Here is a 22,833-nt window from a genome sequence, read left to right as displayed (position 1 = left end):
CCTGTCGAGCAGACCTTTCGGCCTGCCATCCTCTTTACGATCACGCCAGCCTGCAACGTTGCAGCCGAGCGGTACGGTATCACTCTGACATATGGGCGCAACCCGTTCCGGCCATCGGCGACGCGACGTTTCGTCCGCTCAGGGCATGAAAAAGCCGCCTGCGGGATGTCCGCAGGCGGCCCTCGATCGCTGATCAGAACGGCGAATCCGGGAAGTAGAACTTCTCGGCATTCTCCTTGGTCACCAGCGTCGCATCCAGCGTATAGGTGCCGCTGACAGGGACCTGATCGTAGAGCGCGGACGCCGTCAGTTCCATCGCCGTGCCGACCATGGCCGGGGGATAGAGAACGTCGACCGGGATCATCTTGTCGCCGTCCATGACCTTCTTGATCATGTCCTTGGAGCCGGCACCCGCCACCACATACTGGATGTCCTTGCGGCCGGACTGTTCGATGGCCTGCAGCACACCCACAGCCATATCGTCGTCCTGGCACCAGACCACATCGATCTTCTGGTACTTGGTCAGGAAGTCCTGCATGACCTTGAAGGCATCGTCGCGGTTCCAGTTGCCGAACTGACGGTCGAGCACCTTGACGTTGGAGCCGGCAATGCCCTTGTCGAAGCCGTCCTGCCGCTGCTGGTCGATCGGGATCGGCAGGCCGCGGATGATGACGACTTCGGCATCCGGCGTCTTGCCCGCGATGTACTTGCCGGCGACTTCGCCGAGCGCGGGGTTGTTGCCGGCCACGTAGAGATCGCGGATCGTGTCGTCATTGACGCTCGGCGCGCGGTCGACGATGGTCACGAACTTGCCCTTGTCCTTGACTTCCCGGATGGCGTTGACCAGCGGATCCGGATCGGACGGCAGGATGACGAGAGCGTCGATGCCCTGCGTGTTGAGGTCCTGCACGGCGTTTGCCTGATTGGCCGCGTCCGGCGATGTCTTGACGATGACGTTGAGGCCGGGATGTTCGGCCATCAGAAGCTTCGCCACGCGCTCGGCATGGAACACCACGCCGGACGTCCAGCCGTGGTCGGCGGCCGGGATCGACACGCCGATCGTCTTCGTCTCCTGCGCGAAGGCACCAGATGACAGGGCCGTGCCTGCCAGCGCCATAACGAATGCCAGTCCTAGAATACGTTTTGTCATGTTTCTCTCCTCCCGATGATGCGGGCTTCTGGGCATTGGCCCGGGCGCCCGCGAACCCTTATGTCGTTCACGGCCGCCGGATCAGAAACCTCTGGACCAGCATGGCGATGATGATGATGGCGCCCTGGATCGCGCTCAGCAGATACTCGCTGACCACGTTCGACAGGAGCATGATGTTGCCGACGATCTCCAGAATGAAGGCGCCGCAGATCGTCCCCCAGATACGCCCGACACCGCCACGCAGCGCCGTGCCACCGACCACCACGGCGGTGATCGCCTGCAGCTCCCAGAGAATGCCCGTGGTCGCCGATGTCGATCCGAGCCGGGGCACATAGATGAGAACCGCAATGGCGACGCACACACCCTGGATGATGTAGGCGATGGTGCGGACGCGGTTGACCTTGATGCCGGAATAGCGCGCGACATCCTCGTTGGAGCCGACCGCGACGACATGCCGTCCGTAGCGCGTGCGATAAAGCACGAAAGCACCGATGGCCGCCGTGACGAAGATCACGACGATCGGCACGGGAACACCGAGGATAGTGCCGAAATAGGCCGGCCGGTAAAGTGACTGGACGGCCGGATCGCGCAACGTGATGGCGCCGCCCTGCGAGAGCCACGTCGTCAGCCCGCGATAGATGCCCATGGCGCCGAGCGTCGCGATGAACGGCTCGATCCGCCCGACGGTGGTTACCAGACCGTTGGCGAGCCCGCAGGCAGCCCCCACCAGAAGGGCGATGCCGACCCCCGCCAGAAGCGTCATGCCGGGACTGCCCGCCGCACCGCTGTTCAAAAACAGGATCATCACGCTCGCGACAAAGGCAACCATGGCCCCGACGGAGAGATCGAGCCCGCCGGACGAAATGACGAAGGTGGCGCCGACGGCGATGACCGCGATGAAGGCGCTGCGCGCCAGCACGTTGGTCAGGTTGTCGATGCTGAGGAAATTCGGATGCGCGAAGGCGCCGAGCACCAGCAGCAGCGCCAGCGCGATGAAGGGCGCGACGGCCCCAAGATCGATATTGCGAATGGATCGTGCCGGCTTTGCGCCGTCTGCCGTGATATTGGTCATTGTCCCCCGCGTCACGCGGCCTCCCCAGAAACGCCCCCGGACACCCCCGTGGCCAGCACGACGATATCGTCTTCCGTCATCCGCTCGCCCGCGACCTCGCCGACGATGCCCCCCGACCGCATGACGACGATCCGGTCGCAGATGCCGATCAGCTCCGGCATCTCCGAGGAGACGACGATGATGGACCGGCCCTCCTCGGCCAGGCGGGCGATAAAGGCATAGATCTGTTCTTTCGTGCCGATATCGATGCCGCGGGTCGGCTCGTCGATGATGACGATCTGCGGGTCGAGCAACATCATCTTGGCGATCAGCAGCTTCTGCTGATTACCGCCCGATAACTGCCCGGCCAAAAGGTCCTTGCGGCCGGTGCGGATATCGAAATCCTTGATCGCCATATCGAGCGCCGCATGTTCCTTCTTGCGATCCACCTGAAACCCGCGCACGAAACGACCGAGCGATGCGAGCGTGAGGTTGACGCGCAGATCCTTGGCAAGCAGCAGCCCCTTGCCCTTGCGGTCTTCCGAGAGATAGACGATGCCGGCCTTGAGGCTGGCATGCACGTCGCGAAACTGGACCGGGCGTCCATGCAGCATGATTGTGCCATGCGCCGGGCGAAGACCGACCAAGCCCTCCATCAGTTCCGTCCGCCCAGCCCCGACGAGACCTGCAAAGCCGAGGATCTCGCCTTTGCCGAGCCTGAAGCTGGCATTCGTCGCATAGCCGGGCACGGACAGGCCGGAAACCTCAAGCACCGCCTCGCGCGACGCGACGGATACGCGATCCGGATAAAGTTTAGCGACGTCGCGCCCGACCATCAGCCGCGCCATATCGCCGGGCTGCAAGGTGGAGGCCGCGTGAGTGGCGACGGTGCGGCCATCGCGCAGCACGGTCACCGTATCGGCGATGTCTTTCACCTCCGGCAGGCGGTGCGAAATGTAGAGCACGGCGACGCCGCGATCGCGGATGTGCCGGATCAGCTGAAGAAGCGCCGCCGTCTCGTGTGGCGTGAGGGATGCGGTGGGTTCATCGAAGATGACGACCCGGTGGGGCACCAGCAGCACGCGGGCGATCTGCACGAGCTGGCGCTGCGCGATCGACAGCCGGGCAACGACCATGCGCGGATCGATGTGGGCTCCGAGTGCGTGGACAGCCTCGCGCGCACCCTCGTTCATCGCATTGTCGTTAAGCGTCAGGCCACGGACCATTTCGCGGCCGAGATAGATGTTCTGGGCGACGGTGAGATCGGGCGCGAGCAGGATTTCCTGATGCACCAGCACGATGCCGCGCGCCTCCGCATCGACAGGCCCCGACAGCGTAACCGGCTGGCCGTCGATCAGGATCTCGCCCCGCGTCGGCGGAAGATTGCCGGCGATCAGCTTCATCAGCGTCGACTTGCCGGCGCCGTTCTCGCCGATGATCGCATGCACCTTGCCGGCCTCGATGGTGAGATCGATGCCTTTCAACACCTCGACGATGCCGAACGTCTTGGACAGTCCGCTCGTTTGCAACAAGGGGGCAGCGGAAACAGGGGCAGTGCTCATGCCGCACTCCGCATCGCGAACGCCCGAGACGAAACGCGAGGTACGCAATGCAAGCGCAGAAATACAGATCGGCGCGCTGACGGGTGTCCGCCGCAAGCGCCAAAAGGTGCTGTCGAAATCACGCTAAATCTCCTCCGAAATCGAAGCTAGCGCAATTGATGAGGTACGTAAAGCAGCTTTGTCTGCCTGATCACGGAGAGGTGTTCGACCCTCCCTAAGACATTGTTAAAGTACGACTTACCTGAAAAATGGGGTTTGCAGCGCGCGGAAACATATCCGGCGTGTTCGCTTCGACGAACGCGCCGGATATGGATCATGTCTCGATCGCCTAGACGTAGCGGTTGACCACGTTCTCCAGATATTCCTGACGGCCGGAGCGAGGCTGCGGGTTGAGGTCGGTCGCTTCCACATGGGCTGCAAGGTCCTCGAGCGACATGGATGTCAGGCGCTTGCGGCCGTCTTCCGTGCTCCAGCCTGCATAACGCGCGTCCAGCGGACCGGACAGCGCCTTGTCCTCGACCATCTTCGCCGCAGCCTTCAGGCCGCGAGCGCAGCAATCCATGCCGCCGATGTGACCGATGAGAAGATCTTCGGCATCCAGCGACTGCCGGCGCAGCTTGGCGTCGAAATTGGTGCCGCCGGTGGTAAAGCCGCCGCCGGCCAGAACCTGATAGTAGGCGAGCGCCATTTCCGGGACGTTGTTGGGGAACTGGTCGGTATCCCAGCCGGACTGGTAGTCGTTGCGGTTCATGTCGATCGAGCCAAACAGGCCGAGCGCATTGGCGAGCGCCAGCTCGTGTTCGAAGGAATGACCGGCCAAGATGGCATGGCCCTGCTCGATGTTGAGCTTCACCTCGTTCTCGAGCCCGTAGGACTTCAGGAAGCCGTAGACCGTCGCGACGTCGTAGTCGTACTGGTGCTTGGTCGGCTCCTGCGGCTTCGGCTCGATGAGGATCGCGCCCTTGAAGCCGATCTTGTGCTTGTACTCCACCACCATGTTGACGAAGCGGCCGAGCTGGTCGAGTTCCTGCTTCAGGTTGGTGTTGAGCAGCGTCTCGTAGCCCTCGCGCCCGCCCCAGAGCACGTAGTTCTCGCCGCCGAGCTTCACGGTCGCGTCCATGCAGGTCTTCACCGTCGCGGCCGCGAAAGCGAACACGTCCGGATCCGGATTGGTCGCCGCACCCGACATGTAGCGGCGGTGCGAGAAGAGGTTCGCCGTGCCCCAAAGCAGCTTGACACCGGTCTCCTGTTGTTTGCCGGCGAAGTAATCGACGATCTCGTTTAGGTTCTTCGTGTTCTCGGCAAAGGTCTTGCCTTCCGGCCGCACATCGGCATCGTGGAAGCAGTAATAGGGCACGCCGAGCAGGTCGAAGAATTCGAACGCGACGTCGGCCTTCAGCTTCGCGGCCTTCATGCTGTCCTCGAACCAGGGGCGCTCGAAGGTCTGTCCGCCGAAGGGATCGCCGCCCGGCCAGACGAAGGTGTGCCAATAGGCAACCGCAAAGCGCAGATGCTCTTCCATCCGCTTGCCCATGACCACCTCGTTCGGGTCGTAATGGCGGAAGGCCAGTGGGTTGGTGCTGTCAGGCCCTTCGAAGCGGATCTTCTGGATGTCCTTGAAATAACCGGTGCTCATGATGTCTCCTCCAATGGTGTCTGTGTTCGGGATCAGTAGGCGGCGCGGATGGCGGGGTAGAGCCGGCCATAGCGCTGATAGGCGTCCTCATAGGCCTCGCGCAGCGAAGCGGCCGGCTCGACCGTCCGGGCGGTCTTCGGCGGCGTGAAGACGGAAAGCGGATCGGCACCGGTGGCCGCGACAAGGCCGAGACGGGCGGCCCCGAAGGCTGCACCGAAGTCGCCATCGGCCGGCACATCGACCGGCAGGTCGAGCGCGGTCGCGATCGACGACAGCCAATAGGCGGAGCGCGATCCGCCGCCAATGGCGGTCATTCGGTGAAGCTGTGTTCCCGCGCTCTTCAAGGCCTCAAGGCTGTCGCGGATGGCAAAGGACACGCCTTCCAGCACCGCCTGCGTCAGCACCGCCCGGCCGCTCTCATGGCCAAGGCCGATAAAGGCGCCGCGGATGGTCGCGTCGTTGTGCGGCGTCCGCTCGCCCGAGAGGTAGGGAAGAAATGTGACGCCGGTCGGGGCCTGCAGCGTATCGCCCAGCTCCTGTGTCAGTTCGGAGGCGCTGCGGCCTGTCACGCCGGCATGCCAGTTCAGCGCATCGGTGGCAGACAGGATGACGCCCATCTGGTGCCATGTGTCGGGAAGCGCATGGCAGAAGGCGTGAACGGCACTTTCCGGATTGGGCAAATAGCGCGCATTCGCCGCGAAGAGCACGCCCGACGTGCCGAGCGAAACGAAAGCCTGCCCCTCGCCGATCGTGCCCATGCCGCAGGCAGACGCCGCATTGTCGCCGGCGCCACCAGCCACCACGACCCCCGCGCCCATGCCCCAGCCGGCTGCAAGATCCGACTTCAACGTGCCCGCAGGTGCCGTTCCCTCGACCAGAGACGGCATCTGCCGTTCGCTGAGGCCCGTTGCTGCCAGCAGGCTTTCCGACCAGGCGCGCTTGCCCGTATCGAGCCAGGACGTGCCGGCGGAATCCGACATCTCCGACATATGCTCGCCTGTCAGCCAGAGACGCAGATAATCTTTCGGCAGCAGCACCCAGCGCACCTTGGCAAACACATCCGGCTCGTTCTTCGCCACCCAGGCGAGCTTCGGCGCGGTAAAGCCGGGGAACACGATGTTGCCGGTGATGGCGCGAAACTGCGGATCGGCATCGAGCGCTGCGGCCTCGGCATGGGACCGCGTGTCGTTCCAGAGAATGCAGGGGCGCAGCACGCTGTCGCTCTCGTCGAGCAGCGTCGCGCCGTGCATGTGTCCGGACAGACCGATGCCGCGCACGGCGGCAAGCTCGGCGGGATGGGATGCCTTCAGGCCGGCGATCGCCTCCTGGGTGGCGCGGACCCAGTCGGCCGGGTCCTGCTCGGACCAGCCGGGATGCGGGCGCAGCACGTCGCAAGCGCCGGTCGCCGAACCGATAATGCGCTGATCGCCGTCGATAAGCAGCGCCTTGACGCCGGACGTGCCGAGATCGATGCCGAGATACATGGAATGCTCCTAGTTTGCGCCACTTGCGGCGCCGGATGGGCGAAGGGACATGCCGTCCGCATCGTCTGCGAACGGCAGGTTGTCCTTGAGAAAGATATCGATACGGATGCGCTCCTGCGCCTCCACCGCGGGAATGCCGTCGGCCTTGGCCTTGAGAACGCGGATGGCGCTGCGCACCTCATGACCTGCATCCTGGTTGAGCACGGCATCGATCAGGTCGCCTTCGAGCGCAGCGCGCGTATGGGGCGTCAGCTCATGCGCGATGACGGCGCGGGGGCGCGGCCGGTCATGACGTTGCAGGGCCGCGATCAGGCCGCGATTGCCCGCGCCGAGACTGTAGATGCCCGCGACATCCGGATGCCGCGCCAGAAGATCAGCGATCAGCCGCTCCGTTGCTGCCGGATCGTCCTGCCCCTCGAGCACCGGCAGCACGCGGCAGGTGTCGGACAGCGCGGCGCGGAACCCGTCGAGCCTGTCGCGATGGTCGCGCACCAGCATCGAGCCGGCGAGCACAGCGATGGTGGCGCTCTCCTGCCCGACGAAGCGGCGCATCAGGCTGCCGGCCGTGCGTCCCGCCGCGTGGTTGTCGATGCCGGCGAAATGATCGCGGCAGGAGGGACCGAGGTCGGACACCAGCGTTACCAGGGGAATACCGGACGCCTGCACGCGAAGCGCGGCGTCCACCACGTCGGGCGCATCCACCGCCACGACGGCGATGCCCGCCGGCTCGTTGGAGATCGCCGCATCGAGCGCACGGGCAACGGCTGCACCGTCGAATGGGGGAACGATGACGAGCGAGATCGCCACACGGTCGGCGGAAGGCCGCGCCATGGCGTCGCGCACATGCCGTTCCAGCCCGCGCATGAACGAGTTGTCACCGGCGGGAAGAATGAAGGTGAAGGGGTAGACCCGGCTCTTGGCAAGATTTGCGGCCGCCATGTCGCGGACGAACCCGATGGCGGCAATGGCCGCCTCCACCCGCATGCGCGTCGCCGCCTTCACGCCCGGCCGCCGGTTCAGGACCCGGTCGACCGTGGCCAGGCTAACGCCCGCTTCTGCAGCGATATCGTGAACGGTCGGTCGCATGGCTCCTCCGGAAACGAGGTCTAGATGAATTCTTGATGTACGTAAATCAGAAATTTTCAGGGAGTATCATCGAAACGAAAAACGCCGGCATGAATACCGGCGTCGATCACCAGGACTAGCTTTCTGTTAGTGCCCGCCGCCGGCACTGGGCGCCACGGGCTTCGGCTTCTGGATCACGAGGACGCAGAAGATCAGGGCACCGAACAGGCCTGTCAGCAGCACGAAGATATCGGCGAACGACAGGATGGACGCCTGCCGCTGGACGATGCCGGCAAGCTGCTTCATGGCGATCGTCGCGCCGTCCATGCCGTGGGCGTTGTAGTTCCCGGCGATCTGTTTCAACTGGTCCATCGCCTCCGGATTGCTCCAGGTCACATGCTCGGAAAGCTGGGCGTAATGCACGTCCTGCCGTCGCGTGAGAATCGTGTTGATTGCCGCGAGGCCCACGGCGCCGCCGAGATTTCGGGTGAGGTTGAACACTCCGGATGCGCCGCGGATCCTGTCGGGCGCCAGCGTTCCCAGCGCCACGTTGTTGATCGGCACCATGCACATCATCATGCCGAAGCCGCGCAGGATCTGCGGCACGAGGAGTTCGTAGAAATCCCAGTCGGTGGTGATGTTGGTCATGATGTAGGTGCCGCTGGAGAACGAGGCGAAGCCGATGACCATCAGCACGCGCGGGTCGAATTTGCCCGAGAGAATGCCGGCGATCGGCGCCGTGCAGAACATGGCGACGCCCGAGACGAACATGGTCTCGCCGATCATCAGCGAATCATAATGCCGGATCTGTCCAAGATAGAGCGGGTAGAGATAGGTGAGCCCGTAGAGCCCGATACCCATGATGAAGGAGAAGAGGGAGCCGAAGGCGAAGTTCCGGTTGGAGAAAGCGCGCAGATCCACCACCGGGAAATCGACCGTGAACACCCGGTAGAAGAAGATCACGGCCGCGACGACGCAGGCAACGGCGCCCAAGAGGATATGACCGTCGCTGAACCAGTCGTTCGTATTGCCCTCCTCCAGCACATATTCGAGGCAGCCAAGAAAGACGCCCATGGAGAGAAGCCCCCACCAGTCGAACTTCTTGATGAGGCTAAGCTCCGGCTTGTCGAAGTCGATGTAGTTCCAGGTGACGATCGCCACCACGATCCCCGGGGGAATGTTGACGAGGAACAGCCAGTGCCAGGAAAAGGCATGGCTGAGATAGCCGCCGACGGTCGGCCCGATGGTAGGCGCGAGCGTCGCGATGAGGCCGATGATCGGCGAGACGATATTGCGCTTGGAGGGCGGGAAGATGGTAAAGGCTGCGGCGAAGACAGAGGGGATCATGCCGCCGCCGATGAAGCCCTGCAGCGCGCGATAGATGATCATCTGGTCGATGTTCGTGGCGGTCGCAGCCAGCGCACTGGCAACGGTGAAGCCGGCCGCCGAGCAGGCAAACAGCACGCGGGTGGAGACGATGCGCGCGAGCGTGCCCGAAAGCGGGATCATGATGACCTCGGCGATGAGATAGGCCGTCTGCACCCAGCCGATCTCGTCGGAACCGGCGGAAATACCGGCCTGGATTTCGGCAAGCGATGCGGAGACGATCTGGATGTCGAGGATCGACATGAACATGCCCACCACCATCGCGAAGAACGCGATCAGCCGGCGCGGGTCCATCTTCTCTTCCGCGCCGGCCTTGGCGCCCGAGCCGGAACCCGCCGTCATCGCGCCGGGCCGCCCGCCGGCGGTTGCAGTTGCACTCGCAGCCATAGGCTTGCTCCCGTGCGAACGCTGCCGCCTGTCGAAAGGCCCGCAAAACGCTCGATATCGTCAGAAAATGTCGTCCCGGGCGGCGGGGCGGAGCCGCTGTCGCCCGGGCAGAAGGAGAAACGAGGTGTTACCGCGCGGCGGCTGTGTCGGTCGTCTGCGGCGCGGTGCGCGTGTCCACATCCACGACGACGCTCAGGCCGGCCTGCAGGCGCCCGCTGTCGAGCACGTCCTGCGGCAGGGCGATGCGCACCGGCACGCGCTGGATGACCTTGGTAAAGTTGCCCGTCGCATTTTCCGGCGGCAGCAGCGAGAAGACGGAACCGGAGGCCGGCGCGATGGACTCGACGGTCGCCTCGATCGGCTTGTCGTCATAGGCGTCCACATGCACCTTCACCTTGGAGCCCGGCACGAGACCGGCGATCTGCGTCTCCTTGAAGTTCGCATCGATGTAAAGCTTGTTCACGGGCACGAGGGCCGCAAGACGCTGGCCGGCGGAGACAAGATCCCCATCCTGAACCGCGAGATTGCCGACGACGCCGTCGTAAGGGGCTTTGAGGACCGTAAATGCGAGATCCCGCTCAGCCTTGTCGCGCGACAGTTCCAGCGAGCGGATCGTGCTCTCGGCCTCGGCGCGCTGGGCTTGCAGCACCGAGACGTTGGCGGCGGCAGCCGCGATCGTCGCATCGGCTGCGAGCACGTTGGCCCGCGCCTGGTCCAGCGACACATTGGCGCTATCGAGGGAAGCGACCGAACCCACGGCCTTCGACTGGAGGTCACTGGCACGCTTCTGCGTGATTTCGGCCCCGCGCACGGTCGCTTCCAAGGCGGTCTTCTGCGCCCGGGCCTGCAGCAGGCTCGCCTGCGCACCGGCGATCTGCGCATCGAACCGCGCAAGAGACAGTTTTTCGGTTTCGATCTGGGCCTGCGCCTGATCGGCGGCGATCCGGTAGTCGCCATTGTCGAGCGTAACGAGCGGATCGCCCGCCTTCACCCGCTGGTTGGCGACGACGTTCACCGTCTCGACATAGCCGGAGACCTTCGGGGCGATCGACGTCAGGTCACCTTCGATATAGGCATCGTCGGTCGAGATCATGAAGCGGCCATTGGTCCACCACTCATAGCCGAACCAGCCCGCAGCCCCGAGAACGGCAAGCCCTATGATGGGCACGACCAGACGACGGCGCTTCGGCTGTTTTGCCTGTGCATCGGGAGCGGGTGCGGCGATGGGTGCAACGGTGGCAGGCGCATCCTCGGCACGGGCCGTGGGCGCAGCATCCGCCGTGTCGAAATCCTCACCCACCGGCCGCACATGCGCTGCCGATGTCTTGCTGGAACCTGCCATGGTCGACGTCCCCGAAAATTGGCCCGAGAAAATAGTAAGAAAAGCAAACTGAACCGCTCAGTTCGATTTGACATAGGCAAGTCCATCCCGCATATCAAGCGAAATCGAACCGCTCGGTTCGAAAAGTTCATGATGGGAGAATGCGATGCCTGCGCTGCAGCCAGCCGATGCCCCAACGATAACCGTCAAGGCCGATGCTCCCGTCGCCGAAGCGTTGCAGCCCGGCGCGTCCATGGCGGATGCCGGGACGGGTGGCCGACGGGTGGCGGGCGAGGATCCGGTCAAACGTGACCAGATCATCGACGGCGCCAAGCGCGTCTTCATGGCCGTCGGCTTCGATGCCGCCAGCATGAACGACATCACCCGCGAGGCCGGGGTCTCCAAGGGCACGATCTACGTTTACTTCGGCGGCAAGGAGGACCTGTTCGCGGCGATGATCGAACGCGAGCGTGCGAAGGTTGTTGCTAGCATGAAGCATGTGCTGCAGAGCAATCACGGGCCTGTCGATGCCGTCCTGCATGATTTCGGCGTAACGTTCGTCACCCATATATGCTCGGACAAGACCGTGCGCGGCATGAAGATGGCGCTGAGCGTCAGCGAGCGCATGCCGGCCCTCTGCCAGCGCTTCTTCTCGGCCTCGCCGGAAAACGGCTATTCGATCCTGAAGACCTATCTCGAAAGCAAGATCGCCGATGGGCTGTTGGAGATCGAGGATACGGATCTCGCCGCGCGGCAGTTCATCGAGCTCTGCATGCCCGGCCTTTTCAAGCGCCGTCTGTTCGGCTGGCTGCCCGTTCCGCCAGACGCGGACGAGATCGACCGGACGGTTCGTTCGGCCATCGCGATGTTTCTAAAGTTCTATATCGCGAAAACGTGAAGTAATGTGACTTCGGGACGGGTTTGGCGCACGCCGGGCGACTTGTCGTGTGATGATTTGCCTTTACATGGGGAACGTTGACGCCTGCAATCCGCAGGCATCCCGTATCAGCCTCTCAAAGAGGCCACTCCTATCGAAGAAGGACCCGCCCCGATGCAGGAATTCCTGCTGCTCATGCAAGACCCAGCCGCCTGGATTGCGCTTATCACGCTCGTCGTCATGGAAGTCGTGCTCGGCATCGACAACCTGATCTTCATCTCCATCCTGACGAACAAGCTGCCTCCGGAGCACCGCGACAGGGCCCGCAAGATCGGTATCGGCCTGGCTCTCATCATGCGCCTCGGCTTGCTCTTCGCCATCGCGTGGATCGTCAAGCTCGATTCCGACCTGTTCACGATCGCCGGCATGGGCTTCTCCGGCAAGGACCTGATCCTGATCGCCGGTGGTATCTTCCTGGTCTGGAAGGCCACGAAGGAAATCCACCATTCGGTCGACGTCCAGGACCACAAGGAAGACCTCGTCGGCGCCGGCAAGAACGTCGTGAAGATGACCTTCGGCGCGGCAATCGGCCAGATCCTGATCCTCGACCTCGTCTTCTCGATCGACAGCATCATTACCGCCGTCGGCATGACGCCGCACGTGCCGATCATGTTCATCGCCGTCATCACCGCCGTCACGGTCATGCTGCTCGCCGCGACGCCGCTCGCCAACTTCATCGAGAAGAATCCGACCATCGTCATGCTGGCCCTCGCCTTCCTGCTGATGATCGGTGGCACGCTGATCGTCGAAGGCTTCGGCGTCCACGTCCCCAAGGGCTACATCTATGCCGCCATGGCCTTTTCGGCCGGCGTCGAGGCGCTCAACATGTTCACGCGCCGCAAGCGCGAGCGGGAGCGCGCCGCAAACGGCGGCGTGACACCGACGCAGCATTGATTGCCTGAACGAAAGGGCCCGGCCGCAATGCCGGGCCCTTATCCTTTATGCCAAGACCTGCTGCGCACCGCCTCCGCCTTGACGCGCGCCGGGGAATATGGTCTCACGCCCGCGATTGAAGACGCCCGGCCGCCCCTCGCAAGGCGCGTGGCCGCGTGTCTCCGCCTTTGAGGGCCTGGGCCGGTGCGGCGGCGCTTGCCCGGAAACGCCAGCAGCACGCCAACAGGCCGAGATCATGACAGACACACCAGTCCGGGTGCGCATCGCTCCCTCCCCCACCGGCGAGCCGCATGTCGGCACGGCCTATATCGCGCTGTTCAACTATCTCTTCGCCAAGAAGAACAACGGCACCTTCATCCTGCGGATCGAAGACACGGACGCGACGCGCTCGACGCCGGAGTTCGAGACCAAGGTGCTCGACGCGCTGAAGTGGTGCGGGCTCGAATGGTCGGAAGGCCCCGATATCGGCGGCCCCTACGGCCCCTATCGCCAGTCCGACCGCAAAGACATCTACAAGCCCTACGTCGAGAAGATCGTCGATGCCGGCCACGGCTTTCGCTGTTTCTGCACGTCCGAGCGCCTCACCGAAATGCGCGAAGCGCAGCGCGCCGCCGGCAAGCCACCGAAATATGACGGCCTCTGCCTGCACCTGAGCGCCGAGGACGTGACGCGCCGCGTGGAAAGCGGCGAGCCGCACGTCGTGCGGATGAAGATCCCGACGGAAGGCGTCTGCTCCTTCGTCGACGGCGTCTACGGCCCGGTCGAAATTCCGTGGGATGCCGTCGACATGCAGGTTCTGCTCAAGGCCGACGGCATGCCGACCTATCATATGGCAAACGTCGTGGACGACCACCTGATGCGCATTACCCATGTGGCGCGCGGCGAGGAATGGCTGTCCTCGGTTCCCAAGCACATCCTCCTCTACCGCTATCTCGGCCTCGAGCCGCCGGTGTTCATGCATCTCTCGCTGATGCGCAATGCCGACAAGTCGAAGCTCTCCAAGCGCAAGAACCCAACGTCGATCTCCTACTATTCCGCGCTCGGCTACCTGCCGGAAGCGGTGATGAACTTCCTCGGCCTGTTCTTCATCCAGATCGCCGAAGGCGATGAGATGTTGACCATGGCGCAGCTGACCGAGCACTTCGATCCGGAAAACCTGTCGAAAGCGGGCGCGATCTTCGACGTCCAGAAGCTCGACTGGCTGAACGGCCGCTGGCTGCGCGAAGGTCTTTCGGAAGAAGAGTTCGTCGGCCGAGTGCTGGCCTGGGCCATGGAGAACGACCGGATCAAGGAAGGCCTGCGCCTCTCCCAGTCGCGCATCTCCAAGCTCGGCGATCTGCCCGATCTCGCCGGCTTCCTGCTGAAGGCCGATCTCGGGCTCGACGCGTCGTCCTTCGCCAAGGTGAAGACCGCGCCGGAAGAGCTGGTCGAGATCTTCAAGACCGTGCAGCCCGATCTCGAAACCATCATCGAATGGAACGCGGAATCGGTGGAAGCCGAACTGCGCGCCAGTTCCGACCGCATGGGCAAGAAGCTGAAGGTCGTGCTCGCACCACTGTTCATCGCCATCTCCGGCTCGTCACGCTCGCTGCCCCTTTTCGACAGCATGGCCATCCTCGGCCGCTCCGTCGTGCGCCAGCGCCTGAAGGTCGCGGGCCAGGTGGTAGCATTGATGGCGGCGAACGCAGGAAAATAACATCTGGGGGATGGCAGCGCCTCATCCGCCTGCCGGCACCTTCTCCCCGCTTGGCCAGGGAGAAGGGACTCGGAGCGGCCGTCGGGCACGTCCCCTCTCCCCGCAAGCGGGGAGAGGGCTAGGGTGAGGGGCAGCCACACCCACCACAGATCGTCATCAGATCGAACCATTTCGCGGCCCCGCCGCCACAGGACAGGCAACCATGACCGAAAAGCTTGACACCGCCCTCTCATCCGACGTCACCGAAGTCCGCGCCCAGAAGCTGAAGCTGCTGCGCGAGCAGATCGGCGATGTCTACCCCGCGCATTTTCACCGGACGATTACCAACGGTGAGCTCGCCGATAAATACGAAGGGCTGGAGCCTGACGCCGTGACCGAAGATGTGGTCACCGTAGCCGGCCGCGTCTTCTCGTCGCGTAATTCCGGCATGTTCATGGACATCCGCGATGCCGGGGCTAAAATCCAGATCTTCTCGCACAAGGACACGACGCCCGAGGAAGCCCGCGCCCTGCTGCCGATGGTCGATATCGGCGACATCATCGGCGTCACCGGCGTCGTGCGCCGCACCAAGCGCGGCGAGCTGACGATCAATGCGCAAGAGATCACCATGCTGACCAAGGCGCTGCTGCCGATGCCCGAGAAGTGGCACGGCCTGTCGGACATCGAGCTGCGCTACCGCAAGCGGCACCTCGACATTCTCACCAACGAGGACTCGAAGCTCCGCTTCCAGCAGCGCGCCCGCATCATCTCCGGCATCCGCCGCTTCATGGAGGAAGACGGCTTCATGGAGGTCGAGACCCCCATGCTGCATTCCGTCTATGGCGGCGCGACCGCCGAGCCCTTCAAGACGCACCACAACACGCTGAAGCTCGACATGTATCTGCGCATCGCGCCGGAACTGTTCCTGAAGCGCACGCTGGTTTCGGGCCTTGCCGACAAGGTTTTCGAGGTCAACCGCAACTTCCGCAACGAAGGCGTCTCCACCCGGCACAATCCCGAGTTCACGATGATGGAGTGCTACTGGGCCTATGCCGACTATGAGGACATCATGGACCTCGTCGAGCGCCTGTTTTCCTCGCTCGCGATGGCCATCCACGGCTCGACCGAGGTGACCTTCGGCGACAAGACGCTGTCGTTTGCCGGACCGTTCAAGCGCGTCCCCATGCCGGATGCGGTGAAGGACGTTACCGGCATCGATTTCCTCGCCATCAAGACCGACGAGGAGGCGCGCGCCGCCGCCAAGGCTGCCGGCTTCGAGGTGGAGAAGGATTGGACCTGGGGCGAATGCCTCGCCTTCATCTTCGAGGAGAAGGTCGAGGGCACGCTGATCCAGCCGAGCCACGTCACGCATTTCCCCAAGGACATCTCGCCCTTTGCCAAGGAAGTACCCGGCGAGCCGCGCCTGGTCGAGCGCTTCGAGACCTATTGCAATGCCTGGGAAGTCGGCAACGCCTTCTCGGAACTCAACGATCCGGAAGAACAGCGCCGCCGCATGGTGGAGCAGCTGGAGCAGGCCCATGCCCGCGGCGAGAAGGAAAAGCAGTTGGACGACGACTTCCTCGATGCGATCGACCAGGGCATGCCGCCCGCAGGCGGTCTCGGCATCGGCGTCGATCGCCTGGTGATGCTATTGACCAACGCCCCGTCGATCCGCGACGTCATCCTCTTCCCGGCCCGCCGCAAGGCGGACTGAGGAAAAGAGTCTTTCGGGACCGGCGCCATCAATGCGTGGCGCCGGTCTCCTCCGGCGTCACGCCATGCGGTACTGCCGCCTCGTGCTCCACCTCGGCCGCGACGGGAGCCTGAGCCGCGTCTTCCGCAACCTTGCCATGTCCCTTGGTTTCCGCCGTATCCTTCTCGTGATCGGCCTCGGGAACCGTCACCGCCTGTTCGGAGGTGCCATGCTCGGGCGTCTCAGGCTCAGGCGTCTTCGGCGCATGGGCCGCATCCGCTGCATGCCCCCCGGTTTCCGCTGAATCTGTCTCGTGACCATCCTCGGGAGCCGTCACCGCCTGTTCGGGCGCACCATGCTTGGACGTGCCGGGCTCAGGCGTCTCGGGCGCATGATCGTCGTTCGCCACCGGCGCTTCCGCCTTGTCCGCACCCATTCCCGGGATCAGCCGCATGACCGTGGACAACATGCCATCCCGGGCAGGTTCCGCAGCCTTCGATATTTCGCCATCCGCATGCGCGGCCTTGCCGCCCATGCCTGGGATCCAGGCGGTTACGGTCGAGAACCATCCGCCCTCTGCCGCAACGGTCGGCTCGCCACCGGCCTCGCCTTCTGCGTGTTCGCTCACGGGTGCCTCGTGGCTTGATTCGCCAGCGGCTGCCGGCGCATCATGCCCTTCGGCAGGCGCACCATGCTCTGCCGGCGCCTCGCCGTGACCTTCCGCAGGTGCGCCATTTCCCTCGGCCACGCTCTCGCCGTGCCCGGCGGGCTTGCCGTGTCCGCCCACCGCATCGCCCTCGACCGCAACGGATGCATCGGCGACCAGCGTCTCGCAATCGGCGCGATCGGTCATTGCTGTCAGCGTCGTGCGAATGTCTTCGGGAGAAAGCGCCTTGCGCTCACCATAGAACAAGCCGACAGCGTTGGCCTTGCCGTCGGCGTAGCGGGCGATGAAGGATTGGTCCATATCCGGCAACTTCGTCGGGTCGGGCGCAAACAGCACCTCGGCGCCGATCGCTGCACCGCGCAGGTTTGCCCGGCCCTCCGGCCCCGCCCGGTCGAGCACGACGATCTGATAGAGATCCGCCTTCTCCGACTGTGCGAGCACGCCGGCAACGCGCAGCGCGGTGCGCACCCGTTCGATGCCGTCGACATTGTCCGTACGGACATATTTGCGCAGCCAGCGCTGGCCGCCGCGATTAAGCTTGATGAGATCCGCCGTGCTGCAGGCAACGCCCGAGGGCTGGGAAGCCTCGACCATGGCCTCCTCATGCGAAAGCAGACCGCTCTGCAGCACATAGGCGCCAGCGCCGCCGACGAGGACCAGAACGACAGCTGCGCCGAGAAGACGCTTCTTCGACAGCCGGACCTTCAGGGAAAAACCTTTCACCTCCGCCGCTCCATGCCCAATCCCGCGCTCCAAATGGCCTGCCAGCGGCAGACGTCACGGCTGGACCGTAAACGAACAGGGTTGAGGAAGCTTTAATCCGCAAGCCTCCACGGTGGCCCGCGCTTCGCGAAAAACCGTGCGCTCCCTTGCGTTTGCCCTTGATTGCCGATGGCCGGATGGCGCATGACCTTGGGCAAGAGACTTCTTGAGCATCGGACAGGACGGCATGGCACGGATCGGCATAGTGGGCGGCGGCATCATCGGTTGTGCGACGGCAATCCACCTGATCGCGCGCGGCCATGACGTCACGCTGTTCGAGCAGGACGCGACCGGCCTTCCCGCCTCGGTCGGCAATGCCGGCATTATGGCGATCCCGGAGATCGACCCCATTGCCCGGCCGGACATGCTTCTGTCCGCCCCGCGCTGGCTTGCCGATCCGCTGGGGCCGCTGACCCTGCGCTGGAGTGACTTGCCGGCCCTCACCCCCTGGCTGCTCGCCTTTCTGCGCTCGGCCCGTCCGGCGCAGGCCGCCCGCACCCGCACCGCCCTCCTCGGCCTGATGCGAACCGTCCTCGACGACCACAGGCACCTCGCCGACATGGTCTCCCTTGTCGATCCGGTGCAGCACACCGGTGCCATGACGATCTTCGACACGCCGACGTCGCTCGATGCGGCCTTCCGTCACGAAAGCGAAACGGCAAAGCTGCTCGGCTTTGCGGTGGAGCGCCTGAGCCCCGCCGACGTTCGCGCGCGCATTCCGGCCCTCGAGGGCTCGCTTGCAGGCGGCATCCTCTCGGCCGGCTACCACACCTTCCGCCACCCCGAGACCTTCCTGCGCGCTCTGCAGGCGCACGTCCGTGCCCGGGCGACCCTGGTCGATGCCAGCATTTCCGCGGTCCGCCCGAGCCCGGATGGCATCACCCTCACGACATCCGCCGGCGCCACGCACACCTTCGACAAGGCCGTGATTGCCGCGGGCGTCTGGTCGCGCGACCTCGTACGCGGCCTCGGTCTTCGCGTCTCTCTGGAAACCGAGCGCGGCTACAACACGACCTTCGCAGATCCTCAAGTGACGCTGCCCATGCCGATCTTCTTCTCCGAGCACGGCTTCTGCGCCACGCCGTTCGACAATGCGCTACGGGTCGGCGGCGCCGTGGAGCTGGCACGGCCGGACGCACCTGCGAACTTCGCCCGCGCGAAAGCGATGCGCACCAAGATGCGCCGTTACGTGCCCGCGCTGCCCGAGACAGGCGGCACGGAATGGATGGGCCGGCGTCCCTCGACGCCCGACAGCCTGCCGGTCATCAGCCTCAACCCCGACGACCCGCGCATCGCGCTCGCCTTTGGCCACGGCCATCTCGGTCTCACGCTTTCGGCCACCACCGGCCGGCTGGTCGCGGACCTGTTCGACAAGGGCGAGCAACCGGCGCTCGCGCCATTCAGCATTCGCCGCTTCCAGCGCGGCACCAAGGCCTGAGGGGGACATCATGCACAAAGTCATTTTCGATACCGATCCCGGCGTGGACGACGCCATGGCGCTGCTCTTCCTGCATCAACACCCTGACATCGACCTTCTCGGCATCACGACCATCTTCGGCAACGCGTCCATCGAGACGACGACCCGCAACGCCCTGTTCCTCAAAAGCGCCTGGGACATTCCGGCACCGGTTGCAAAGGGCGTGGCCGAGACGATCGACCCCGCCCGCGCGCATGTCGGCTGGCCCGTCATGATCCATGGCCATGACGGCCTCGGCAATATCGGGGTTCCCGACACGGTCGAGGGCGAGCCCGATGCGCGTCCCGCCCATCGCTTCATCATCGACACGGTGCGCGCTCATCCGGGCGAGGTCACGCTGGTCGCTGTGGGACGCATGACCAATCTTGCCCGGGCGCTGGCAGACGATCCGGAGATCGTCTCGCTGGTGAAGGCCGTGGTCATCATGGGCGGCGCTTTCGATGTCGCCGGCAACATCACGCCCGCCGCCGAAGCCAATATCCACGGCGACCCGGAGGCAGCGGACATCGTGATGGGTGCAGCATGGCCCGTCACCGTCATCGGCCTCGACGTGACGATGAAGACGGTCATGACCCGCCCGGCACTCGCAGCCATCGCCGCCGCCTCCGGCCCGCGCGCAAAACTGCTGGCCGATATCTCCGATTTCTACATCGACTTCTACGCCCACATCGTCGCCGACGGCATGGTCGTGCATGACAGCTGCGCCTGCGTCTATGTCGTGGCGCCCGAGCTTTTCACCACGCGAACCGGCGCAATCCGCGTCGTCTGCGGCGGCATCGCCGATGGCCAGACCATCCAGAAAGCCGATGGCCGATCCTTCCCGCCCAGCCCCTGGGACGAGCTGCCGAGCCAGACCGTCTGCACGGATATCGATGCGGATGCCGTGATGGCGCTGATCACCGAAACGCTGTCGCGCGTGTAAGCGTCTGCTGCAAAGAATCCCGGCCGCCTCTCTGGCGGCCGGCCCCGGTCCGGCTATCTAGATCCTCATGAGACCGGAAACGCTGCTTTATCCCACGCCCAAGGGCCTGTTTTGCGAAGCGGGCGGCTTTTACATCGATCCGGTGCATCCGGTCGACAAGGCCCTGATCACGCACGGTCATGCGGACCACGCCCGCTCCGGCCATGGCGAGGTGCTGGCGACGCGGGAGACGCTGGAGATCATGGCGATCCGCTACGGAGCGGATTTCTGTCGCCGGTCGCAGAAGGCGGTGCTCGGCGAAACGATGACAATCGGCGACGTGACTGTCAGCTTCCATCCAGCCGGCCATGTTCTCGGCTCCGCCCAGATCGCGGTCAGTCGCGGGGGTACGAAAATCGTCGTCTCCGGCGACTACAAACGCCGCCGCGACCCGACATGCCTCCCCTTCGAGCCCGTGCCCTGCGATGTCTTCATCACGGAAGCGACCTTCGGCCTGCCCGTCTTCCATCATCCGTCGGATGCGGACGAGGTGGGCAAGCTCCTGACCTCGCTGCGCCAGTTTCCCGAGCGCGCCCATCTCGTCGGCGCCTACGCGCTCGGCAAGGCGCAGCGGGTGATCATGCTCCTACGGGAGGCGGGCTATCACGAGCCGATCTACATTCACGGCGCGCTGGTCAAGCTCTGCGACTACTATCTCTCCAAGGGTATTCCGCTCGGCGAACTGCGTCCGGCGACCGTCACGGCGAAGGAGAAGCCGGCCTTTGCAGGCGCCGTCGTCATCGGCCCACCCTCGGCCTTTGCCGACAAATGGGCACGCCGCTTCCCCGATCCGATCCCTATCTTCGCTTCCGGCTGGATGCTCGTGCGCCAGAGGGCAAAGCAGCGCGGCGTCGAACTGCCGATCATTATCTCCGACCATTGCGATTGGGCGGAGCTGACCGACACCATCCGCGAGATCCGGCCGGGACAGGTGTGGGTGACCCACGGGCGCGAGGAAGCGCTCGTCCGCTGGTGCGAGCTGGAGGGCATTAAGGCCCGCCCGCTGCATCTGGTCGGCTATGACGACGAGGGCGAATGATGCGGGATTTTGCCGAACTTCTCGACCGTCTGGTCCTCACACCCTCGCGCAATGCGAAGATCCGCCTGCTGACCGACTATTTCCGCACGGCGCCAGACCCGGACCGCGGCTACGCGCTGGCCGCCCTCGCCGGCACGCTGACCCTCTCCACCGTCAAGCCCAACGTGCTGCGCCAGCTGATGCTGGAGCGGATGGACCCGGTCCTCTTCCAATATTCCTATGATTATGTCGGCGATCTCGCCGAAACCATCTCGCTCGTCTGGGAGGGCACCGAGCCCGACGAGGCTGATGTCGGCGATCTCTCGCTCGGGGTCATCGTCGCGCAGCTCCAGTCGGTCGGTCGGGCGGACGTGCGCAACCTCGTGCGCACTTTGCTCGATCGCCTGGACGGCTCCAGCCGCTTCGCCTTCCTCAAGCTCATCACCGGCTCCATGCGCATCGGCGTCTCGTCCCGCCTCGTCAAGCAGGCGCTGGGCGAGATGGGCACGGTCGATGTCGGTGAGATCGAAACGCTGTGGCACGGCCTGCTGCCGCCTTATGTCGAGCTGTTCGCCTGGCTCGATGGCCATTCCGGCCGCCCGGAACTTACCATGCCGGCCGTCTTCCACTCGGTCATGCTGGCAACGCCGGTCGGCGACAAGGATCTCGATAGTCTCGACCCCGCCGATTTCGTCGCCGAATGGAAATGGGACGGCATCCGCGTGCAGCTGGCCAATCTCTCGGGCACGCGCCGGCTTTATTCCCGCAGCGGCGACGATATCTCCGGCGCTTTCCCCGACATCCTCGAAGCGGTGGATTTCGAAGGCGTGATCGATGGCGAGCTTCTGGTCGGGGGAACGCTCCGCTCCAACCAGGCGACGCGCAGCTTCTCCGACCTGCAGCAGCGCCTGAACCGCAAGGTCGTGACCCGCAAGACCATCGAGGAATATCCGGCCTTCCTGCGCGGCTACGACCTCCTGTTCGATGGCCCGCGCGACATGCGCCCGGAGCCGTTCGACGTCAGGCGCGAAGCGCTGGAAAAACTGATCGCCACCACGCCGCCTCTGCATTTCGACCTCTCGCCGCTCGTACCCTTCTCATCCTGGGAGGAACTCGACCGGCTGCGGACCGCGCCGCCCGATCCCGTCATCGAGGGGATCATGCTGAAACGCCGCGATTCGCCCTATACACCCGGGCGGATGAAGGGGCCGTGGTTCAAGTGGAAGCGCGAGCCCTACAATATCGACGCCGTGCTGATGTATGCCCAACGCGGTCATGGCAAACGGTCGAGCTATTATTCCGACTTCACCTTTGGCGTCTGGACGCAGAGCGACAAGGGCGAGGGCGACGTTCTCGTGCCTGTCGGCAAGGCCTATTTCGGCTTTACCGATGCCGAGCTTGAAGTGCTCGACCGCTATGTCCGCAACAACACGGTCGAACGCTTCGGCCCGGTTCGCTCGGTGAGGGCGGAACCCGACCAGGGCTTCGTGGTGGAGGTCGCGTTCGAAGGCATCGCCTTCTCCTCCCGCCACAAGTCGGGCGTCGCCATGCGCTTCCCCCGCATCTCGCGCTTGAGAACGGACAAGCTGCCGCGCGACGCCGACCGGCTGGAGACGCTGGTGTCGATGATCGACGCGGGCGCTCCGGTGACGGACGACGTGTAATCCGGTTTCAAGAGGATTTTGCAACCGGTTCGAATGCCCGAAA

Annotated in this window: 17 protein-coding genes; 8 read left to right on the top strand and 9 right to left on the bottom strand. The window is 64.3% G+C overall.

Going from position 1 to position 22,833, the window contains the following annotated elements:
* Window positions 1–193 precede the first annotated feature (193 nt).
* From C8J33_RS20625 to C8J33_RS20590, 8 genes are all read right to left on the bottom strand, one after another.
* Window positions 194–1,150 (bottom strand): substrate-binding domain-containing protein, encoded by a 957-nt coding sequence (locus tag C8J33_RS20625; protein ID WP_132665202.1) that lies wholly within the window; start codon window positions 1,148–1,150, stop codon window positions 194–196.
* A gap of 67 nt (window positions 1,151–1,217) precedes the next feature.
* The gene (locus tag C8J33_RS20620; RefSeq protein WP_092930490.1) at window positions 1,218–2,222 is read right to left on the bottom strand and encodes an ABC transporter permease; all 1,005 of its coding nucleotides are present in this window, start codon (window positions 2,220–2,222) and stop codon (window positions 1,218–1,220) included.
* Between the two features lie 11 nt (window positions 2,223–2,233).
* Window positions 2,234–3,763, bottom strand: coding sequence for a sugar ABC transporter ATP-binding protein (locus C8J33_RS20615; protein WP_132665201.1), 1,530 nt, complete (start codon window positions 3,761–3,763; stop codon window positions 2,234–2,236).
* A 328-nt stretch (window positions 3,764–4,091) separates the two neighbouring features.
* Window positions 4,092–5,399 (bottom strand): xylose isomerase, encoded by a 1,308-nt coding sequence (xylA, locus tag C8J33_RS20610; RefSeq protein ID WP_110800851.1) that lies wholly within the window; start codon window positions 5,397–5,399, stop codon window positions 4,092–4,094.
* A 32-nt stretch (window positions 5,400–5,431) separates the two neighbouring features.
* Complete coding sequence (gene xylB / locus C8J33_RS20605) at window positions 5,432–6,883, bottom strand: xylulokinase (RefSeq protein WP_132665200.1); 1,452 nt, start codon at window positions 6,881–6,883, stop codon at window positions 5,432–5,434.
* A gap of 9 nt (window positions 6,884–6,892) precedes the next feature.
* Window positions 6,893–7,969: a LacI family DNA-binding transcriptional regulator gene (locus tag C8J33_RS20600; protein ID WP_132665199.1), complete on the bottom strand. Its 1,077-nt coding sequence runs from the start codon at window positions 7,967–7,969 to the stop codon at window positions 6,893–6,895.
* A 126-nt stretch (window positions 7,970–8,095) separates the two neighbouring features.
* Complete coding sequence (locus tag C8J33_RS20595; protein ID WP_132448580.1) at window positions 8,096–9,721, bottom strand: DHA2 family efflux MFS transporter permease subunit; 1,626 nt, start codon at window positions 9,719–9,721, stop codon at window positions 8,096–8,098.
* A gap of 127 nt (window positions 9,722–9,848) precedes the next feature.
* Window positions 9,849–11,063 (bottom strand): HlyD family secretion protein, encoded by a 1,215-nt coding sequence (locus C8J33_RS20590; RefSeq protein WP_132665198.1) that lies wholly within the window; start codon window positions 11,061–11,063, stop codon window positions 9,849–9,851.
* 232 nt (window positions 11,064–11,295) lie between these two features.
* On the opposite strand from C8J33_RS20590, the gene C8J33_RS20585 reads away from it, so the two are divergent.
* From C8J33_RS20585 to lysS, 4 genes are all read left to right on the top strand, one after another.
* Complete coding sequence (locus tag C8J33_RS20585; RefSeq protein ID WP_132665264.1) at window positions 11,296–11,940, top strand: TetR/AcrR family transcriptional regulator; 645 nt, start codon at window positions 11,296–11,298, stop codon at window positions 11,938–11,940.
* A gap of 153 nt (window positions 11,941–12,093) precedes the next feature.
* On the top strand, window positions 12,094–12,873 hold the full coding sequence (locus C8J33_RS20580; RefSeq protein ID WP_110730240.1) for a TerC family protein: 780 nt from the start codon (window positions 12,094–12,096) through the stop codon (window positions 12,871–12,873).
* A 235-nt stretch (window positions 12,874–13,108) separates the two neighbouring features.
* Window positions 13,109–14,569, top strand: a complete 1,461-nt coding sequence (gene gltX / locus C8J33_RS20575; protein WP_132665197.1) for a glutamate--tRNA ligase — start codon at window positions 13,109–13,111, stop codon at window positions 14,567–14,569.
* A 202-nt stretch (window positions 14,570–14,771) separates the two neighbouring features.
* Window positions 14,772–16,262, top strand: a complete 1,491-nt coding sequence (gene lysS / locus C8J33_RS20570) for a lysine--tRNA ligase (RefSeq protein ID WP_132665196.1) — start codon at window positions 14,772–14,774, stop codon at window positions 16,260–16,262.
* 28 nt (window positions 16,263–16,290) lie between these two features.
* Here the strand turns inward: lysS and C8J33_RS20565 are convergent, their stop codons facing one another.
* Window positions 16,291–17,631, bottom strand: coding sequence for a hypothetical protein (locus C8J33_RS20565; RefSeq protein ID WP_132665195.1), 1,341 nt, complete (start codon window positions 17,629–17,631; stop codon window positions 16,291–16,293).
* A gap of 205 nt (window positions 17,632–17,836) precedes the next feature.
* Between C8J33_RS20565 and C8J33_RS20560 the strand changes: the two genes are divergently transcribed.
* The 4 genes from C8J33_RS20560 to C8J33_RS20545 all read left to right on the top strand — a co-directional run bounded on the left by C8J33_RS20560 (window position 17,837) and on the right by C8J33_RS20545 (window position 22,790).
* Window positions 17,837–19,108, top strand: a complete 1,272-nt coding sequence (locus C8J33_RS20560; RefSeq protein WP_245507228.1) for an FAD-dependent oxidoreductase — start codon at window positions 17,837–17,839, stop codon at window positions 19,106–19,108.
* Between the two features lie 10 nt (window positions 19,109–19,118).
* The gene (locus C8J33_RS20555) at window positions 19,119–20,069 is read left to right on the top strand and encodes a nucleoside hydrolase (RefSeq protein WP_132665194.1); all 951 of its coding nucleotides are present in this window, start codon (window positions 19,119–19,121) and stop codon (window positions 20,067–20,069) included.
* Window positions 20,070–20,136: 67 nt separating this feature from the next.
* Window positions 20,137–21,147 carry a ligase-associated DNA damage response exonuclease gene (locus C8J33_RS20550; protein WP_132665193.1) on the top strand — a complete coding sequence of 337 codons (1,011 nt, stop codon included), beginning with the start codon at window positions 20,137–20,139 and terminating at the stop codon, window positions 21,145–21,147.
* Window positions 21,147–22,790 carry a cisplatin damage response ATP-dependent DNA ligase gene (locus C8J33_RS20545; protein WP_132665262.1) on the top strand — a complete coding sequence of 548 codons (1,644 nt, stop codon included), beginning with the start codon at window positions 21,147–21,149 and terminating at the stop codon, window positions 22,788–22,790. Before C8J33_RS20550 ends, C8J33_RS20545 begins: the two co-directional genes overlap by 1 nt.
* Window positions 22,791–22,833: the final 43 nt, after the last annotated feature.

Origin of the sequence: Rhizobium sp. PP-CC-3G-465, assembly GCF_004343445.1 — a bacterium.
Lineage (GTDB): Bacteria > Pseudomonadota > Alphaproteobacteria > Rhizobiales > Rhizobiaceae > Ferranicluibacter > Ferranicluibacter rubi.
The sequence above is the reverse complement of the archived record's forward strand: the minus strand, read 5'-3'. Positions and strand labels throughout refer to the sequence as shown.

Excerpts from the sequence above, each read along its gene's own strand:
- C8J33_RS20555 (WP_132665194.1), top strand. The coding sequence starts at position 19,119 with ATGCACAAAGTCATTTTCGATACCGATCCCGGCGTGGACGACGCCATG.
- xylA (WP_110800851.1), bottom strand. The coding sequence starts at position 5,399 with ATGAGCACCGGTTATTTCAAGGACATCCAGAAGATCCGCTTCGAAGGG.
- gltX (WP_132665197.1), top strand. The coding sequence starts at position 13,109 with ATGACAGACACACCAGTCCGGGTGCGCATCGCTCCCTCCCCCACCGGC.
- C8J33_RS20620 (WP_092930490.1), bottom strand. The coding sequence starts at position 2,222 with ATGACCAATATCACGGCAGACGGCGCAAAGCCGGCACGATCCATTCGC.
- C8J33_RS20625 (WP_132665202.1), bottom strand. The coding sequence starts at position 1,150 with ATGACAAAACGTATTCTAGGACTGGCATTCGTTATGGCGCTGGCAGGC.
- C8J33_RS20585 (WP_132665264.1), top strand. The coding sequence starts at position 11,296 with ATGGCGGATGCCGGGACGGGTGGCCGACGGGTGGCGGGCGAGGATCCG.
- xylB (WP_132665200.1), bottom strand. The coding sequence starts at position 6,883 with ATGTATCTCGGCATCGATCTCGGCACGTCCGGCGTCAAGGCGCTGCTT.
- C8J33_RS20590 (WP_132665198.1), bottom strand. The coding sequence starts at position 11,063 with ATGGCAGGTTCCAGCAAGACATCGGCAGCGCATGTGCGGCCGGTGGGT.
- C8J33_RS20550 (WP_132665193.1), top strand. The coding sequence starts at position 20,137 with ATGAGACCGGAAACGCTGCTTTATCCCACGCCCAAGGGCCTGTTTTGC.
- lysS (WP_132665196.1), top strand. The coding sequence starts at position 14,772 with ATGACCGAAAAGCTTGACACCGCCCTCTCATCCGACGTCACCGAAGTC.
- C8J33_RS20580 (WP_110730240.1), top strand. The coding sequence starts at position 12,094 with ATGCAGGAATTCCTGCTGCTCATGCAAGACCCAGCCGCCTGGATTGCG.
- C8J33_RS20595 (WP_132448580.1), bottom strand. The coding sequence starts at position 9,721 with ATGGCTGCGAGTGCAACTGCAACCGCCGGCGGGCGGCCCGGCGCGATG.
- C8J33_RS20615 (WP_132665201.1), bottom strand. The coding sequence starts at position 3,763 with ATGAGCACTGCCCCTGTTTCCGCTGCCCCCTTGTTGCAAACGAGCGGA.
- C8J33_RS20600 (WP_132665199.1), bottom strand. The coding sequence starts at position 7,969 with ATGCGACCGACCGTTCACGATATCGCTGCAGAAGCGGGCGTTAGCCTG.
- C8J33_RS20545 (WP_132665262.1), top strand. The coding sequence starts at position 21,147 with ATGCGGGATTTTGCCGAACTTCTCGACCGTCTGGTCCTCACACCCTCG.